The following is a 15,453-nucleotide window of genomic DNA, read 5'->3' as shown; positions in this document are numbered from 1 at the left end:
TGAAGCGGCTTTAGACCGGCAAAATGTTTAAAACAGCCCTATCGCAATAACATCCTGTTTGATCCCACCAAATCATCAGTTATAGGCGATCAGGATCCTTCAACTTCTCCATAAATGAACAACTTCCTCATTATTATTCATTTTTAAGAAACTATATCCCGGCGTAAAGTGACCTTCATCGAACATCACATCACTTATGACGAGGACATCATTCATGACTGACAACGTTATCTCCCGCAATCCTACTACCGGCGAAATCCTCGCAACCTATCCGCTGCAGAGCGCAGCCGAGTTGGAAGCCACATTGCAGCAAAGTGCTGATGCCTATGCAGAGTGGCGCTATACCGCAATGCCACAGCGAGTGAAAGTACTTCGTCAACTGGCAGAACAGATTCGCCAGCGTCAGGATGAGCTGGCGACGATGGCCACGCTGGAAATGGGCAAACCTATCGCTCAGGCTCGTGCTGAAGTACTGAAATGCGCCAATCTCTGTGACTGGTATGCAGAGCATGGCCCGGCGATCCTGGCCGACAAACCCACGCTGGTGGAAAACCAACAAGCGTGGCAGTCATTTCGTCCGCTCGGTGTGATCCTCGCCGTGATGCCATGGAACTTCCCTTACTGGCAAGTTCTGCGCGGCGCAGTCAGCATGTTGCTGGCGGGCAATACCTATGTGCTGAAGCACGCGCCAAGCGTAATGGGATCCGCCAACCTGATGAAGTCACTGTTTGATGCCACTGAACTGCCTAAAGGCGGCTTTACCGTGATCAACGTCGATAACGATGGCGTTTCAGCCGCGATAAAAGATCCGCTTATTGCCGCTGTAGCAGTAACCGGCAGCGTGCGTGCAGGCGGTGCAATTGCAGCGCAAGCCGGTGCGGTACTGAAGAAAACTGTACTGGAGCTGGGCGGCGCGGATCCTTTCATCGTGCTGGCGGATGCAGACCTTGATGCTGCAGTGGCCTCAGCGGTCACAGGACGCTATCAGAACACCGGACAGGTTTGTATGGCAGCCAAGCGGTTCATCATTGAAAAAAGTGTCGCAGAAGCGTTTGAGGCGCGTTTCAGCGCAGCGGTGCAGGCATTGAAGATCGGTGATCCTTTGGCAGAAGAAACCTACATCGGCCCAATGGCGCGTTATGATCTGCGTGATGAGCTGGATAGTCAGGTACAGCAGACCATCAAGGAAGGCGCACGTCTGGTATTAGGCGGCCATAAGATCGACGGCCCAGGCAACTATTACGCCCCGACGATCCTCGCCGATGTCACACCAGCCATGACTGCTTTCCAGCAGGAGATCTTTGGGCCGGTTGCTGCAATTACCGTCGCTCGTGATGCACAACACGCACTTGAACTGGCTAACGACAGCGAATTCGGCCTGAGTGCAACAGTGTGGAGCGGTAACGAAGCGCTGGCCAACGAACTGGCGGAAAAACTGGAGACTGGCGCGGTATTTATCAACGGCAATGGCGCATCAGATCCTCGAGTTGCGATTGGTGGCGTGAAGAAGAGCGGCTATGGCCGTGAACTGTCGAGCTTTGGCGTCCACGAATTCTGTAACATTCAGACGGTTTGGAAAAACCGCCGCTAAGTATTACAGGGCGCGTCAGGCGCGCCCTCATTTCCATCCCACGCATCCAGTTACCTCCCGTCTCAGACCGTTGCACATCGGTTAAAATGTTGTGGACGAGTTCAAAAAATCCATCAATGGTATTATAAAGGTATTATTTCTGGTGTTAGATTTGCCTCCACCTACACCGGGGAGTCCTTTTAAATGAAAACAACAATCCCAAAACTGTCGTTCATGATGTTTCTTGAGTGGTTTATCTGGGGCGCATGGTTTGTGCCGCTCTGGGCATTTCTCAGCAAAAACGGCTTCTCGCCGGTTGAGATCGCCTGGTGCTACGCCTGTACTTCGATAGCCGCCATCCTGTCACCGATCCTTGTCGGATCGCTGGCCGATCGCTTCTTCCAGGCGCAAAAAGTGTTGTCGCTGCTGACGATTGTCGGATCGATTTTGATGTTCTTCGCAGCCCAGCAAACGCATTTCGGCGGTTTCTTCCCGCTGCTGCTGCTGTATGCACTCACTTACATGCCAACCATCGCCTTAACCAATAGCATCGCGTTTTCGCACGTCGCGGACGTGGAGCGTGATTATCCGCGCATTCGCGTCATGGGCACACTTGGCTGGATCGCGTCCGGCATCGTTTGTGGTTTCCTGCCGCCGCTGCTGGGCTATGGCGATATCTCAGCCAGCAACGTGCCATTATTGATCACCGCCGCAAGCTCGCTGTTATTGGGCATTTTTGCCCCGACGCTGCCCGCCACCGAGCCGAAAAGCACCGGCAAATTCAGCCTGCGCGTGGCGCTTGGTCTGGATGCGCTGCATCTGCTGAAGGATCGCAGCTTCCTTGTGTTCTTCGTCTGCTCCTTCCTGTTCAGCATGCCGCTGGCGTTTTACTACATCTTCGCCGAAGGCTATCTGACGGAAGTCGGCTTGCCGCACGCTACCGGTTGGATGACGCTCGGCCAGGTTTCAGAGATCTTCTTCCTGCTGGCGCTGCCGTTCTTCATCAAACGCTTTGGCATTGGCAAAGTGCTGTTGCTGGGATTAACCACTGCCGCACTGCGCTATGTGTTCTTTGTGTTCGGTGGCGATCAAAACATGCTGACTTACGGCTTGCTGTTCATGGGCATTCTGCTGCACGGCGTCAGCTACGATTTCTACTTCATCACCGCTTACATCTACGTTGATAAGAAAGCGCCAGTGGCAATGCGTAATGCCGCGCAAGGGCTGATCACGCTGGCCTGTCAGGGCATCGGCAGCCTGCTCGGTTACCGCCTTGGCGGCTATCTGATGCAGGAAATGTTCGCCTACGACCAGCCCCGCAACGGCCAGACCTTTAACTGGGCCGGCATGTGGATGTTTGGCAGCGTGATGATCGTAATGATCACCATCGCCTTTATCGTCCTGTTCCGCGACGGCAAAAAACGCAGCGATGAACTTACCGCTTTCGAAAATTCAGCAACCGCTGACAGCCATAAATAAGGGATTTCACCATGACGATGACAACGCAGGAAAAACGGATTTTAGGCGCGTTTTACGGCCAGGCGCTGGGCGATGCGATGGGCATGCCATCGGAATTGTGGCCGCGCTCACGCGTAAAGCAGCACTTTGGCTGGATCGATCGCTTCCTGCCAGGTCCGGCTGAAAACAACGCCGCCTGCTACTTTGGCCGTGCGGCCTTTACCGATGACACTTCGATGGCGCTGGCATTGGCTGATGCGATCCTGTCTCATGATGGCGAGATCAACGCGGAAACCATTGGCGCGAATATTTTGCAGTGGGCTGAGTCGTTTGATGCCTTCAACAAGAACGTGCTTGGACCGACCTCAAAAATCGCGCTCAACGCCATGAAAGCCGGCACGCCGGTGTCGCAGCTGGAAAATAACGGCATGACCAACGGCGCAGCGATGCGCGTGTCACCGCTCGGCTGTCTGCTGCCAGCTCGCGATTTATCCGCTTTCATCGATGCCGTGGCTCTGGCATCGAGCCCAACGCATAAATCGGATGTGGCGATTTCTGGTGCGACGGTAATTGCGTGGGCTGTTTCACGCGCCATTGACGGTGCCAGCTGGGCAACGATCCGCGATGAACTGCCCGCGATCGCTCGCGCGGCGCAGGAAAAGCGTGTCACCACCTTTAGCGCGTCGATGGCGGCACGCCTCGAACTGGCGTTAAGCGTGGTCGCGCAGGGCAGGGGCGTGGAATCCACCCTGCAGCAGATTTACGATCTGGTGGGCACCGGCACCAGCACCATTGAATCAGTACCGGCGGCGATTGCGATGGTGGAATTGGCCGAGACCGATCCCAATCGCTGCGCGATCCTTTGCGCTAACCTCGGCGGCGATACCGATACCATCGGCGCGATGGCGGTGGCCATTTGCGGCGCGCTGCACGGTATCGACAGCATCGACGTTGCCTTGAAAGCCGAGTTGGATGCCGCTAACGCGCTGGATTTCACCCGCTACAGCGCTGCATTTACGCGTTTCCGCCAGCAGCGCGAGGCCGCTTATGCTAACGCCTGATGATCTGCAGAGACTTGAAGGCCGCCTGCCGGTGTGTGTGATTGGTGCGGCGGTGGTTGATGTGATTGCTGATGCTTACTCGTTGCCCCATCGTGGCAGCGATATTGAGCTCCACCAGCAAGGCGTCAACGTGGGCGGCTGCGCGCTGAATGTGGCGATTGCGCTGCACCGGCTTGGCATTCCTTCCATCAATGCGCTGCCGCTCGGCAACGGCACATGGGCGAGCATTGTGCGGCAGAAGCTGACGGAATATGGCATTCACAGCGTGCTGGAAACGGCGAAGGGCGATAACGGCTGGTGTTTAGCGTTAGTGGAACCCGATGGCGAGCGTACCTTCTTGTCAGTGAGTGGCGTGGAAAATCAGTGGGATGCGGCGCTGCTCGGCACGCTGCCGCAGCCGGCCAATCGCTGGATCTACCTTTCCGGCTATCAGCTCACCAGCAAAAGCGGTGATGTGCTGATCGACTGGCTGGAGCAGCAAAGCCAGCCGTATCAGCTGCTGGTGGATTTCGGTCCGCGTCTGGCGGATATCGGTGATGTGCAATTCGAACGCATCATGGCGTGCCATCCACTGATTACAGTGAACAGACAGGAAGCCGAACTGCTGTGGCATGAACGTTTGAATCAAACAGAACCCTTTGATGCGAAAAAGTTAATGACGTGCTGGCAACAGCGATTTGGTGACGCGATGGTGGTGCGACTTGATAGCGAAGGCGCCGGTTTCGTTAACGCGGAGTCGCAAGGCTGGATACCGGCGCTGCCGACAAAAGTGGTCGATACCATCGGCGCAGGCGACAGCCACGCGGGTGGATTATTGGCGGGATTAGCGTCGGGTTGGTCGCTGGCAGAAAGCGTTGCGCTCGGCAACGCGGTGGCGTCTTATGTGGTGTCACAGCGCGGCGGCGATTGCGCGCCCGATCGCGCCACGTTAACGGCTTACTGGCAGCAGCGCCTTACTCCGCAATAAACACATACATATCGCTACGACAGTAGCTAATGCTGTACTCCAGCGGATTGCCCTGCGCATCTAACGCCAGCTGCTTGATCACCAAAACAGGCACGTTGTCGGGCAGGGCGATCTGCTGCTGCAGCGCCTCATCAGGCATGCGAGCACTCACTCTGCTTTGCGATTTTACCGGCAGAATTTGTTGCTGGTGGAAATAGTCGTACAGCGAAATACCAATCTCATCCGCATCGGCGATGTAGCGCGCCGGCACCCAGGATTCTTCTACCGACACCGCTTGCTGATCGACATAACGAATGCGCTTGAGTAAATACACGTCGCTGCCTTTGTTCAGCCCCAATTTCTCAGCGATTTCTGCATCGCAATGGATTTTGCTTTTGTTAATCCATACGGTGTCGGGCTTTTTACCACGCAAGACCGCTTGCTGCGACAAGCCTTTCGGCTCTTTAAGCGAATACTCGAACTGGCTGCAGATTTGCGTGCCGTAGCCACGCGAGCGCAACACCACGCCCTCTTTTTCCAGCGCATCCATGGCTTTACGCACGGTAATGCGCGAAATGCTCAGCGACTGGCTGAAGTCACGCTCACTCGGCAGGATCTCTTCATGCACTAACACGCCGTCGCGCACCGCATCTTTGATTGCAGTGGCAAAGCGTTTGTACAGCGGCGTGCGGCTGTCATCGGCAAGGGTAGAAGTAAGCCGCGAAAATAGTGCAGTTTGGTCGGTCATAGCGGGCGTATTCACTCATTTTGGTAAGCGGCAGAACGTCTATGATACTGACTTTCAGGCGATTGGGATACGCCAGCAAGCGCATGAAAATTGATCTTACCCGTAAGCATGACTATAGTAATGCTTACGGGTAAAAAGTGGCAAGGAAGCGACTATGGGAATTTATCTCACGCCAGAATTTCAGGAAGAGCGTTTAAAAGCACGCATCAACGATAAAATTTTGTGTAAGGCAGCGATGTCCATTTTTGCCGGACTTCACGGCGATTGCCTGGGCCGATTTACTTATAAGAAGCGAGTCGGTTTACCTGGCGTCGGTGCTTCTCATGGGGCGCGCTGCATAGTTTTTTCAATGATGGGAAGAATCTTTACTTCTTTGATATGTATTTAAAAAGCCAGCTTTCGAAGAAGAAAGGCAAAGAGTTAGAAGACGATGAAATTGATGCCTATTGCAGCATCGCGCGAGATTTCATTGCTATGCCCGACGAGCTAATCGAGGCGTTAGTTAAAGTTAAAGAGTTGATTGAGGTAACCTGTAATGAGTGATCGTTTAAAAAAAATCCAGAGCATGGCGCAACGCTATAACCAGCTTGGCGCAGTGAAAGATGAAACAGTTGCCGAAATTAACGCTGCTATAGAAGCGCGTAACATTCCTCCAGTACGTACGATGAGTGGTATAGAAATTAAAGCGGTGCGACTGCGCTGGAATATGTCGCAAGCAGCGCTGGCGTTAACCACCGGAATGTCAGTGGAAAGTGTATCCAAGTGGGAGCGCAACGAAAGCAAGCCAAACAAAGCGGCATTACGCATTCTCAACACGATTGAAGATAAAGGGCCAGCCGTCTTTATCCTCTAAACAATAAAAGCCCCATTGGGGCTTTTAGGCATAAATCCGAACTCAACGCTCATCAAACGGCACGCCGCCTTTCGACTTATGATGTTTTGGCGTTTCGATGATGGAAACCGTTACTGAATTAGCATCGATCTCAAACGAATCTGCCACCGCCGCGGTGACGGCTCTCAACAACTTCTTCTTCTGCTCAACCGTGCGACCTTCTGCCGCATACACAACGATTTCTGGCATATCTGCTGCTCCTAAAAGTAAACGTTCGTTTTCAGCATACCGCAGCCAAAGCGTTGCGTGCAGCGTCAATCCTCCGTCTTCGCCCGCAATCTGTGTTGAAATGTGTATTGTTATGTTATAACGTAATTAACTCATTTAATATGTAGCGGCTTCAGTCGGAAATCATAATGAAATCAATGAAAAAATTGCTTATCGCTTCGGCGTTAGGCCTGGCTTCTTACGCCTCAATGGCGGCTGAACATCAGGATAAACCGGTGCGCATTGCGGCACCGTTCGAAATCAAAGGCGCCGATCCGGCGCTCTCCGGCGACATTTTGTTGCGAATGGATGTGGTGGAAACGCTGGTGGAAGTGAACGAACGCGCCGAGCCCATTCCGGCGCTGGCGCAAAGCTGGCAGGTATCGGCAGATGGACTGCAATGGCAATTGAATTTGCGTCCCAACGTGCGTTTCCATGATGGATCGCCATTGGATGCCGCCGCGGTGGTGAAATCACTCAACACCGCGCGCAGCAAAGCGGGTCTGCTGGATAAAACGCCGATCACCGCTATCAGCGGGGAAGGGCAACGCGTCACCATCACCTTGAGCGAACCATTTACGCCGCTGCTTTCGGTGTTAGCAGAAAGCCGTTCCCAGATTCTGGCGTTGGCAAGTTGGGATGCGCAGGACAACATCACCCGCATCATCGGCAGCGGCCCGTTTATGCTGACGTCATTCCAGCCGCCGCAATCGCTGGCAGTAAAACGTTTTGACGATTACTGGGGCGAAAAGCCGGCGATTGCGGCTGCCAGCTATCTCTCTTCCGGGCGCGCCGAAACCCGCGCCTTGCTGGCGGAAAGCGGCGACGCGGATTACGTATTCAACCTGGATGCTGCCAGCCGTCAGCGTTTAGCACGCAAGCCAGCGCTGCAACTGCCTGCTATCCCGGTGCCGCGCACGCTGATGCTGAAACTCAATGCGAGCGATCCGCTGTTAGCCGAACAGCCGGTGCGTGCAGCGATCAGCATGGCGATTGACCGTAACGCGTTGGCGATGGCGGTATTGCGTTATCCGGGCGCGGCCAGTCAGTTATTCCCGCCGAATATGGGCGAATGGCACAACAGCGCACTGCAACCGCTGCAGTTCATTCCGCAGCAGGCGGCACAGCAACTGCAGGCGGCGGGCTGGAAAATGGGTGCAGATGGCGTATTAACACGTGACGGTCAGCGTTTCAGTGTGACGCTGTTGACGTTCCCCGATCGTCCCGAACTGCCGCTGATCGCGATGGTTATCCAGCAGCAGCTGCGTAAAGTCGGCATTGAAGTGAAAATCAACTCCACCAACGCCAGCGAAATCCCGGCGCAGCATCACAGCAATCGTCTGCAACTGGCGCTGTTTTCCCGCAACTTTGCGCTCACGCCTGACCCAACCGGCACGTTACTGCAAGATTATGCGGAAAAGGGCGGTGACTGGGGCGCAATGAACTGGCATCCGACTGGTTTTAGCGCGGCGTTGCATACCTTGACGCAATCCACCGATGCGGCCGAACGTGCGCAGGCACGAAACCTGATCACTGCGTCCTTACAGCAGGATTTACCGGTGATCCCGATTGCCTGGTATCAACTCGCGGTCGCCATTAACAGCAAGCTGAAAAACGTCACGCTCGATCCATTTGAACGTCACTTTGGTCTGCGCCAGATGCAGTGGGAGCAATGATGTTCAAACTTGTTGGCTGGCGCGTAGCGCAGGCAGGTTTTGTGGTGTTGGCGGTGGGATTACTCACCTGGTTTTTAGTGCAGTCCTTGCCCGGCGATATGGCATGGCGTATTGCCAGCGGACGTTATGGCTACGATCGTGTGGATGCCAACGCGGTAGCGCGGGTGCAGCAGGAACTGAGCGGATCGCTGCAGCAGGGCAGCGCGTTGCTGCACTGGTTATTGGATCTGCTGCAATTCAACTTTGGTCGTTCGCTGGTCTCCGGCGAACCGGTGATGGATGAACTGCGCTGGCAGCTGAGTCAAACGCTGGCGCTAGCAGGTTCATCGCTTTTCCTGACGATTCTGTTCACCTTGCCGCTGGGTATTTGGGCGGGATGTCACGCCAATGGCAAGCTCGACCGCGCATTGTTCTGGCTGAGCGCGCTACTGAAATCGGTGCCGCATTTTGCGCTTGGTATGCTGTTGATTGTCCTGCTGGCGCTGCAGCTCGATTGGCTGCCCAGCGCTGGCCACGGCGAGCTGCGTCACTTTCTGTTGCCATCGTTGACGCTGGCATTGTCGCTAACCGCGGTGGGCGTGCGCGTGGTGCGTGAAGCCACGTATCAGGTTGTCAGCTCGGGCTATTACCGCTGGGGCGCGCAGAAAGGATTAGCGCCCGCAACGTTATTGCGGCGTCATGGATTGCGCAACCTCGCATCGCCGGTATTGACCTGGTTCGGCATGCAGTTTGTCTGGTTGGTGGAAGGCGTGGTGGTGGTGGAAACGCTGTTTGCCTGGCCTGGCATTGGTCACGCGCTGGTGCATGCTATCTTCGCCCGCGATGTGCCGGTGATTCAGGCCAGCGCCATGACGCTCGGGCTGCTGTTCGTGCTGCTGAATATGCTGGTGGATGCGGGTTGTCATCTGCTTGATCCCAGAGGAGCGCGCGCATGACAATTTCATTTTCGCGTCTGATTGGCCTGCTGCTGTTGTGTTTGCTGCTTGGCTTCGCCTTCCTGCTGCCCCTGATTCATCACGGCGATCCGCTGGAACAGGATCTGCTGCAAATGCTGCACACGCCGAGCGGCGGCAATCTTCTCGGGTTCGATCATCTTGGTCGCGACATGCTGCCGCGCCTCAGTGCCGCGTTGCGCCTTTCGCTCGGTCTCGCGGCGTTGTGTGTGATGAGCGCGCTGCTGGCGGGCGTGCTGGCTGGCGTATTCAGCGCGCTGTATGGCGGCTGGCTGGATCGCCTGCTCAGCATGCTCGGCGACATGTGTCTGGCGCTGCCGGGATTGCTGCTGGTGCTGCTGTTAGCGGCGATTGCGCCGGATTCTCCCGGCATGTTGTGGCTGGGGATCTCGCTGGTGCTGTGGGTGGAGTTCTTCCGCGTTACGCGCGCAACCTTGCGCCCGATTGTGCAGGCGCCCGGCATGCAGGCCTCAAAGCTGCTCGGTTTTTCGGCGTTCTACCGTTTCCGCCGTCACCTGTGGCCCGCGTTAGCACCGGTATTAACCACGTTGACTCTGTTCTCGTTCAGCAGCGCCATCATGGCAGTATCGGCGCTTGGCTTTATCAGCGTCGGCGTACGTCCGCCCACGCCAGAACTGGGATTGATGATGACCGAACTGCTGCCGTTCGCCTGGGAAGCGCCGTGGCTGTTAATGCAGCCGGTAATCGCGCTGTTTCTGCTGTTGATCAGCCTGAATCTGTTAGTGAAAGAGGATCGCAAATGAAAGGATTACAGGCTATCGGCATCGCTGTCACAGCCGCCAGCGCCACGCTGGTGGAACCGGTTGATTTCACCTTGCAGCCCGGACAACCGCTGACTTTGCTAGGTGAAACCGGTTCAGGTAAAAGCCTGCTGGCACAAGCAATCATGGGCATTTTGCCCGACGATTTACAGGCCTGTGGCACGCTGATCATCAACGAACAACGTTTTACCCTGCCGCAGGATGCCGGTTTGTTGCGTGATTTATGGGGCCGCACGTTAGCGTCGTTACCGCAGGAGCCGTGGTTGTCGCTGGATCCCACCATGTCAGTGCTGCAGCAGGTTGCGGAAGGCTATCGTTATGTTCGCGGACAGGCGAAAGCCGCCAGCGCCAGCGCCGCCCGCCGCGATTTACATCAGCTTGGTTTACAGGACGCAGCACCTCGTTTTCCGTGGCAACTCTCCGGCGGGATGGCGCAGCGCGCCGCCTTTGCCGCCGCACGGGCAGGCGGCGCGGAGATACTGATTGCCGATGAGCCAACCAAAGGACTGGATGTGGCGCGTCGCGATGAGGTTGCGGCTTTGCTGCGCCGGGAAGTGGCCGACGGCGGCACACTGCTCACCATCACCCACGACATCGCGCTGGCCCGCCAGTTGGGCGGTGAAGTGATCGTGATGCACAAAGGCAAGGTGATCGAAAAGGGCAGGGCGGAACAGGTGTTACATGCGCCCCAGCAGCGCTATACGCGTGAATTACTCGCCGCCGATCCCGCTGCCTGGCTTGCACGACAACAAACCGTTATTGGCAGTAAACCGGTGGTGAGCGCTGAGGGCCTCCGCTTGCAGCGCGGCGGTAAATCGCTCGGCGTACCGCAAAACTTCAGGCTGCACGCCGGGGAAATCGTTGGATTACACGGTGCCAGCGGCAGCGGCAAAAGTAGCTTTGGCGATGTGCTGCTCGGGGTGCTAACGCCGCAGCAAGGCAAGGTGACGCGCCATGCTGCCGTCGATGCGCTGAAATACCAGAAGATTTATCAGGATCCGTCAGCGCTGTTCCCACCGACCCGCACGCTGGCGCAAAGCCTGGACGATGTATTGCGCCGTCATCGCATCGCCTCCACGCGGCGGGATGCGCTGATGGAGCAATTAGCGCTGGCGCCAGAACTGCTGACGCGTCGGCCCGCTTCACTGTCGGGCGGCGAGCTGCAGCGCTTCTCGCTGTTACGCGTGATGCTGCTGGATCCGGTATTCCTGTTCGCTGATGAACCCACATCGCGTCTGGATCCGCTGGTGCAGCAGCAAACCATCCAGCTCATCACCTCGCTGGCGCGCGAGCAGCAGTGCGCGGTGTTGCTGGTGAGCCACGATCGCGATCTGCTGGAAAAGGGCACGCATCGGGTGATCGCGATGGAGGCGGTCGCTTAACGTTCTGGCGGCTGGCTATCGCCGTGACCGAGTGAACGCTGCATCACTACGGTATCGAGCCAGCGGCCATGTTTGAATCCCACCGATTTCATTACACCGGTGTGCTCAAAACCGAGCGCCCGGTGTAATCCCAGCGATCCGGCATTCGCGCTATCGCCAATAATCGCGATGATTTGGCGAAATCCCGCCGCTTCCGCCAGCGCAATGGCTTTTTGCAATAGCGCGCGACCAATGCCTCTGCCGGTTTGCTGCTGATCGAGATAAATCGAATCCTCCAGCGTAAAGCGATAGGCATAACGCGGGCGATACGGCGCCAGATAGCAATAACCCAACACCTGATCATCCTCCTGCGCCACCAGCCAAAAACCGCCGCGCTGCTGCACATCCTGCACGCGATTCTGCATTTCGCTCGCCGAAGGCGGTTCAGTTTCAAAGGTCGCGGTGCCGTGCAGCACATGCCAGGCGTAGATTTTCTGAATGGCAGCGGCGTGATGAGGTCGGGCGGGAATAATGTCCATATGTTCCTGATTCTTAGCGGAGAAGATCACAGCATGCCACCGCGCCGCACGCGAATCATCGGATTTAATAATAGGAAATTCTGATGGTTGATCCACTAATCGCTTTTGGGACGAAACGTATCATCACGAATTCTCTTGGGTAGTACCCTGTACGATAATTTACTGGAAAACAGTACGAGGTACGACTAAAGTGAGCATTAGCTATCTGGAGTTTATCGAAACTCGCGTTTTTTCTAAGGCGCGCAAAGTATTGCTTGAAGATGATGATGAATTTCACGAATTGCAGTGTTATTTACTCGATCATCATGACTTAGGAGACACAATTAGGGATACCGGCGGTTGTAAGAAAATACGCTGGAGTCGTTCAGGAATGGGCAAGCAAGGTGGCACAAGGATTATTTATTACACCAGATTGCTATCGGGAAGAATTTATTTACTTCTCATCTACCCTAAAAACGTCAAAGACGATTTGAACGAGGATGAGAAGGCGACGCTTAAAGTTTTTACAAGGCAAATCAATTTGTAACTCTGCCATTGCCAGAATGGGACAATTTATGGACAAACAACTTTTTAACGATTTACTCGAAAGCATGCAGGAGATGGTCGCGATAGAGAAAGGACAAGAAATCCCGGAAACAAGCCGCGTCCACCGTCATGTGCTCCCCGATGTAAAACTCATCAGAAAAAATGCGGGTCTTAAGCAAGCTGAGTTTGCTGATGCGATGGGTGTCAGCGTAGATTTGATTCGCAGTTGGGAGCAGCAACGCCGAAACCCAACAGGCCCCGCCTTAAAAATGCTTTTTTTGATCGAACAGCAGCCACTTCTGATTAACGCGCTGCGAGCAATCTAATGATGCTGATCGTAGGGTCGCCATTTATGGCGTAATGCTCGTCAGTTAAGTATCTTTCGGTCACCATAAATGGCGACCCTACAAAGGATTGGCGCGTTTTTCGTAGGGTGCGCATTCATGCGCACCTGCATACATATGCAAACTAATGCTTAACTGAGCTGCATTACGCCATTTATGGCGACCTGGCCAACCCAAAATCAATTTTGCTCCGACAGCTGCACCGCCATGGTATCCGCCTCTAAGGCTTCGAAAACATGCGGTTCGTCGGCAGGATAGCAAATGTAGTCGCCTGGATGCAGTTCGACCGGCGCATCGCGCGGCCCCACCAGTGCACGGCCACGCGCAATGATCACATGTTCCACCGAGCCCGGCGGATGCGGTTTTGAGTCACGCGGTGCGCCCGGTTGGCTGGTGACCAGATAGAGATCGCGGCGTCCGCCGGGCGGGCAGCTTGCCAGCAATGCCGCCTGATAATCCGCCATCTCCGCTGAGACGATCATGCCTTCGCCACGGCGAATCACCTGCAATCGCTTCACCTCCGGCTCCATCAAACGCGCGAAAGGAATATTCAGCGCCACACACAGCGCCCACAACGTTTCAAGGCTGGGATTGCCATTGCCCGCTTCGAGCTGCGACAGCGTGGATTTGGCGATCCCGGCGCGACGCGCCACTTCTGTCAGTGAAAGCCCCGCGCGCTGACGTTCGCGCAGTAATCCGACAGCAATAATATCAATTGGCGTGGTCAAACCCTCTCCTGTTCTTTATATCGAACGATTTGTTCGTCTTGTAAAACATTTCTTGCGCGTTCATTATAACGGCTTTCCTGTTCGATATGAGATCAAATTGTGATGCGTCTGGGTGCAGTGCCGCTTGATCGCGGAGTAATAAAAGCCATATTCCTGGTTTGTCTGGCCGACGGTATTGTCGGGCTTTCTTACGGTTCGCTGGCGGCGGCCGAAGGTTTTCCGCTGTGGGTGCCGATTGCGCTCTCAACGCTGGTGCTGGCGGGCGCGTCGGAATTCCTGTTTATCGGCATCGTGGCGGGCGGCGGCAGTCCGTTGACCGCAGCGGCGGCCGGGTTGCTGGTCAACGCACGTCATCTGCCGTTTGGCATTGCGGTGAAAGATCTGGTTGGCAAAGGCAGCCGTAGCCTGCTGGGATGCCACATCATGAATGATGAAAGTGTGGTGTTTGGCATTTCCCAGTCGAAGCTGGCGCAGCGCCGTGCCGCGTACTGGATTTGTGGTCTGGGGATCTTCACCATCTGGCCGCTGTCGGTGATTGGCGGTGCGGTGATCGGGCGCTTTATTCCCGATGTCTCGGCCATTGGTCTGGATGCGGTATTCCCGGCTATCCTGATTGCCCTGATATTCCCGGCGCTGCGTCAGCGTCGCACGCTGATCCCCGCGACACTCGGCACCGCGCTGTCTGTGCTGGCGACACCGTTTGTGCCAGCAGGCATGCCGGTGCTGTTTTCACTGCTGGGATTACTGAGCTGGCGGGAGCGTAAAAATGCAAAATAATCTGATCATCGGCGGCATCGCGCTGCTGGCGGTGGGCACTTATGCGATCCGCTTCGCCGGTTATCGCCTGGGCAGCCGCATGCAGATGTCGGATCGCGCACGCAATATGCTGTCCGATGCTGCCACCGTTTTGCTGCTGGCGGTGGCCGTTACCACCGCGCTGTTTGAAGGCACGCATTTTGCCGGCGTAGCGCGCATCGCCGGCGTGCTGTTCGCGGTGTTTCTGGCCTGGCGCCGCACGCCACTGATCCTGGTGATTATCGGTGCTGCGCTGATGACTGCGCTGCTGCGTTATTTCGGCGTTCCCTGATCGCGCCAGGTTTGGGCGCGTAATTCATATACCAAACTGGCGGGCGCGCCCGGAATATCATATACCTGCCCGTAACAGCGCAGTCCCGCCTTTTCCAGCACCTGCTGTGACGCGAGATGATCCTGACGCACTGCCGCGTCAATTACCGGAAGTTGGCATTCATCGAAGCCGTACGCGATCACCGTGCGGGCAAACTCGGTGGCATAACCTTTTCCCCATACCTCTTTCGCCAGACGATAGCCAAGATTATTTACCGGCTTGCCAGCAAACTCGCGCACCGATAAGCCACCAAATCCCAGAACCTGATCCGACTGTTCCCGCAGGCAAATTGCCCAGTTGCCGAAGGGAAAGGATTGCCAGTGCGCCAGCCAGCGATTTAGTACCTCTTGTGCAAAAGCTAAATCGGGAAACGGGCCCGCTGGATTAAACGTGTTGGTTTCAGGATCGCCGTAGATGGCAAACAGGCGCTGAACATCGGTTGGAGCAACTGGACGAAGAAACAAACGTGTTGAATTAAGCTGCATTGTCGTAACCTTTTGTAGCCGGAATCGGCGTTATCTTCCTGAAGAGTTTTGC

Annotated in this window: 19 protein-coding genes; 14 read left to right on the top strand and 5 right to left on the bottom strand. The window is 55.6% G+C overall.

Annotated elements, in window-relative coordinates; translation table 11 throughout:
• Positions 1 to 214 precede the first annotated feature (214 nt).
• The 4 genes from HX773_RS04735 (at position 215) to HX773_RS04720 (ending at position 5,056) form a co-directional block, all read left to right on the top strand.
• Positions 215 to 1,591 (top strand): aldehyde dehydrogenase family protein, encoded by a 1,377-nt coding sequence (locus HX773_RS04735; RefSeq protein WP_176970628.1) that lies wholly within the window; start codon positions 215 to 217, stop codon positions 1,589 to 1,591.
• Between the two features lie 183 nt (positions 1,592 to 1,774).
• Positions 1,775 to 3,049 carry a nucleoside permease gene (locus HX773_RS04730; protein ID WP_176970627.1) on the top strand — a complete coding sequence of 425 codons (1,275 nt, stop codon included), beginning with the start codon at positions 1,775 to 1,777 and terminating at the stop codon, positions 3,047 to 3,049.
• Positions 3,050 to 3,066: 17 nt separating this feature from the next.
• Positions 3,067 to 4,089 carry an ADP-ribosylglycohydrolase family protein gene (locus HX773_RS04725; RefSeq protein ID WP_176970640.1) on the top strand — a complete coding sequence of 341 codons (1,023 nt, stop codon included), beginning with the start codon at positions 3,067 to 3,069 and terminating at the stop codon, positions 4,087 to 4,089.
• Positions 4,076 to 5,056, top strand: coding sequence for a PfkB family carbohydrate kinase (locus tag HX773_RS04720; protein WP_176970626.1), 981 nt, complete (start codon positions 4,076 to 4,078; stop codon positions 5,054 to 5,056). The genes HX773_RS04725 and HX773_RS04720 overlap by 14 nt, the downstream gene beginning before the upstream one ends.
• On the opposite strand, the gene HX773_RS04715 is transcribed toward HX773_RS04720, so the two are convergent.
• Entirely contained in the window at positions 5,043 to 5,783 is a 741-nt protein-coding gene (locus tag HX773_RS04715) for a GntR family transcriptional regulator (protein ID WP_176970625.1), read from the bottom strand. The genes HX773_RS04720 and HX773_RS04715 overlap by 14 nt on opposite strands.
• A 154-nt stretch (positions 5,784 to 5,937) precedes the next feature.
• On the opposite strand from HX773_RS04715, the gene HX773_RS04710 reads away from it, so the two are divergent.
• Together HX773_RS04710 and HX773_RS04705 are read left to right on the top strand one after the other, a co-directional pair.
• Positions 5,938 to 6,171 carry a type II toxin-antitoxin system RelE/ParE family toxin gene (locus HX773_RS04710; protein WP_176970624.1) on the top strand — a complete coding sequence of 78 codons (234 nt, stop codon included), beginning with the start codon at positions 5,938 to 5,940 and terminating at the stop codon, positions 6,169 to 6,171.
• A 147-nt stretch (positions 6,172 to 6,318) separates the two neighbouring features.
• Positions 6,319 to 6,636 carry a DNA-binding transcriptional regulator gene (locus HX773_RS04705; protein ID WP_176970623.1) on the top strand — a complete coding sequence of 106 codons (318 nt, stop codon included), beginning with the start codon at positions 6,319 to 6,321 and terminating at the stop codon, positions 6,634 to 6,636.
• A 42-nt stretch (positions 6,637 to 6,678) separates the two neighbouring features.
• Here the strand turns inward: HX773_RS04705 and HX773_RS04700 are convergent, their stop codons facing one another.
• Positions 6,679 to 6,864, bottom strand: coding sequence for a tautomerase family protein (locus HX773_RS04700; protein WP_007886101.1), 186 nt, complete (start codon positions 6,862 to 6,864; stop codon positions 6,679 to 6,681).
• A 167-nt stretch (positions 6,865 to 7,031) separates the two neighbouring features.
• On the opposite strand from HX773_RS04700, the gene HX773_RS04695 reads away from it, so the two are divergent.
• From HX773_RS04695 to HX773_RS04680, 4 genes are read left to right on the top strand one after another with little or no spacing between them, the layout of a single operon-like run.
• Positions 7,032 to 8,558, top strand: coding sequence for an ABC transporter substrate-binding protein (locus HX773_RS04695; protein ID WP_176970622.1), 1,527 nt, complete (start codon positions 7,032 to 7,034; stop codon positions 8,556 to 8,558).
• Complete coding sequence (locus tag HX773_RS04690; RefSeq protein WP_176970621.1) at positions 8,558 to 9,493, top strand: ABC transporter permease; 936 nt, start codon at positions 8,558 to 8,560, stop codon at positions 9,491 to 9,493. Before HX773_RS04695 ends, HX773_RS04690 begins: the two co-directional genes overlap by 1 nt.
• Positions 9,490 to 10,275 (top strand): ABC transporter permease, encoded by a 786-nt coding sequence (locus tag HX773_RS04685; protein ID WP_176970620.1) that lies wholly within the window; start codon positions 9,490 to 9,492, stop codon positions 10,273 to 10,275. The genes HX773_RS04690 and HX773_RS04685 overlap by 4 nt, the downstream gene beginning before the upstream one ends.
• Entirely contained in the window at positions 10,272 to 11,675 is a 1,404-nt protein-coding gene (locus HX773_RS04680; RefSeq protein WP_176970619.1) for an ABC transporter ATP-binding protein, read from the top strand. Before HX773_RS04685 ends, HX773_RS04680 begins: the two co-directional genes overlap by 4 nt.
• On the opposite strand, the gene HX773_RS04675 is transcribed toward HX773_RS04680, so the two are convergent.
• Positions 11,672 to 12,193, bottom strand: coding sequence for a GNAT family N-acetyltransferase (locus HX773_RS04675; protein WP_176970618.1), 522 nt, complete (start codon positions 12,191 to 12,193; stop codon positions 11,672 to 11,674). The genes HX773_RS04680 and HX773_RS04675 overlap by 4 nt on opposite strands.
• 196 nt (positions 12,194 to 12,389) lie before the next feature.
• Here HX773_RS04675 and HX773_RS04670 point away from each other — a divergent pair, with 196 nt between their 5' ends.
• Both HX773_RS04670 and nadS read left to right on the top strand, forming a co-directional pair.
• Complete coding sequence (locus HX773_RS04670; RefSeq protein ID WP_176970639.1) at positions 12,390 to 12,719, top strand: type II toxin-antitoxin system RelE/ParE family toxin; 330 nt, start codon at positions 12,390 to 12,392, stop codon at positions 12,717 to 12,719.
• A gap of 28 nt (positions 12,720 to 12,747) precedes the next feature.
• The gene (gene nadS / locus HX773_RS04665; protein ID WP_176970617.1) at positions 12,748 to 13,044 is read left to right on the top strand and encodes a NadS family protein; all 297 of its coding nucleotides are present in this window, start codon (positions 12,748 to 12,750) and stop codon (positions 13,042 to 13,044) included.
• A gap of 197 nt (positions 13,045 to 13,241) precedes the next feature.
• On the opposite strand, the gene HX773_RS04660 is transcribed toward nadS, so the two are convergent.
• Complete coding sequence (locus HX773_RS04660) at positions 13,242 to 13,790, bottom strand: helix-turn-helix domain-containing protein (RefSeq protein ID WP_061719009.1); 549 nt, start codon at positions 13,788 to 13,790, stop codon at positions 13,242 to 13,244.
• 102 nt (positions 13,791 to 13,892) lie between these two features.
• Between HX773_RS04660 and HX773_RS04655 the strand changes: the two genes are divergently transcribed.
• On the top strand, positions 13,893 to 14,567 hold the full coding sequence (locus HX773_RS04655; RefSeq protein WP_176970616.1) for an AzlC family ABC transporter permease: 675 nt from the start codon (positions 13,893 to 13,895) through the stop codon (positions 14,565 to 14,567).
• Positions 14,557 to 14,877, top strand: coding sequence for an AzlD domain-containing protein (locus HX773_RS04650; RefSeq protein WP_008109204.1), 321 nt, complete (start codon positions 14,557 to 14,559; stop codon positions 14,875 to 14,877). The genes HX773_RS04655 and HX773_RS04650 overlap by 11 nt, the downstream gene beginning before the upstream one ends.
• On the opposite strand, the gene HX773_RS04645 is transcribed toward HX773_RS04650, so the two are convergent.
• Positions 14,859 to 15,401, bottom strand: a complete 543-nt coding sequence (locus HX773_RS04645; protein WP_176970615.1) for a GNAT family N-acetyltransferase — start codon at positions 15,399 to 15,401, stop codon at positions 14,859 to 14,861. The two genes, HX773_RS04650 and HX773_RS04645, sit on opposite strands and share 19 nt — an antisense overlap.
• Positions 15,402 to 15,453 lie beyond the last annotated feature (52 nt).

The sequence above is a fragment of the Pantoea sp. B9002 genome (assembly GCF_013385945.1).
Classification (GTDB): domain Bacteria; phylum Pseudomonadota; class Gammaproteobacteria; order Enterobacterales; family Enterobacteriaceae; genus Pantoea.
This window is presented reverse-complemented; position numbering and strand designations above follow the sequence as displayed.

Coding starts and splice junctions, on each gene's coding strand:
- HX773_RS04735 (WP_176970628.1), top strand. CDS start 215: ATGACTGACAACGTTATCTCCCGCAATCCTACTACCGGCGAAATCCTC.
- HX773_RS04730 (WP_176970627.1), top strand. CDS start 1,775: ATGAAAACAACAATCCCAAAACTGTCGTTCATGATGTTTCTTGAGTGG.
- HX773_RS04725 (WP_176970640.1), top strand. CDS start 3,067: ATGACAACGCAGGAAAAACGGATTTTAGGCGCGTTTTACGGCCAGGCG.
- HX773_RS04720 (WP_176970626.1), top strand. CDS start 4,076: ATGCTAACGCCTGATGATCTGCAGAGACTTGAAGGCCGCCTGCCGGTG.
- HX773_RS04715 (WP_176970625.1), bottom strand. CDS start 5,783: ATGACCGACCAAACTGCACTATTTTCGCGGCTTACTTCTACCCTTGCC.
- HX773_RS04710 (WP_176970624.1), top strand. CDS start 5,938: ATGGGAATTTATCTCACGCCAGAATTTCAGGAAGAGCGTTTAAAAGCA.
- HX773_RS04705 (WP_176970623.1), top strand. CDS start 6,319: ATGAGTGATCGTTTAAAAAAAATCCAGAGCATGGCGCAACGCTATAAC.
- HX773_RS04700 (WP_007886101.1), bottom strand. CDS start 6,864: ATGCCAGAAATCGTTGTGTATGCGGCAGAAGGTCGCACGGTTGAGCAG.
- HX773_RS04695 (WP_176970622.1), top strand. CDS start 7,032: ATGAAATCAATGAAAAAATTGCTTATCGCTTCGGCGTTAGGCCTGGCT.
- HX773_RS04690 (WP_176970621.1), top strand. CDS start 8,558: ATGTTCAAACTTGTTGGCTGGCGCGTAGCGCAGGCAGGTTTTGTGGTG.
- HX773_RS04685 (WP_176970620.1), top strand. CDS start 9,490: ATGACAATTTCATTTTCGCGTCTGATTGGCCTGCTGCTGTTGTGTTTG.
- HX773_RS04680 (WP_176970619.1), top strand. CDS start 10,272: ATGAAAGGATTACAGGCTATCGGCATCGCTGTCACAGCCGCCAGCGCC.
- HX773_RS04675 (WP_176970618.1), bottom strand. CDS start 12,193: ATGGACATTATTCCCGCCCGACCTCATCACGCCGCTGCCATTCAGAAA.
- nadS (WP_176970617.1), top strand. CDS start 12,748: ATGGACAAACAACTTTTTAACGATTTACTCGAAAGCATGCAGGAGATG.
- HX773_RS04655 (WP_176970616.1), top strand. CDS start 13,893: ATGCGTCTGGGTGCAGTGCCGCTTGATCGCGGAGTAATAAAAGCCATA.
- HX773_RS04650 (WP_008109204.1), top strand. CDS start 14,557: ATGCAAAATAATCTGATCATCGGCGGCATCGCGCTGCTGGCGGTGGGC.
- HX773_RS04645 (WP_176970615.1), bottom strand. CDS start 15,401: ATGCAGCTTAATTCAACACGTTTGTTTCTTCGTCCAGTTGCTCCAACC.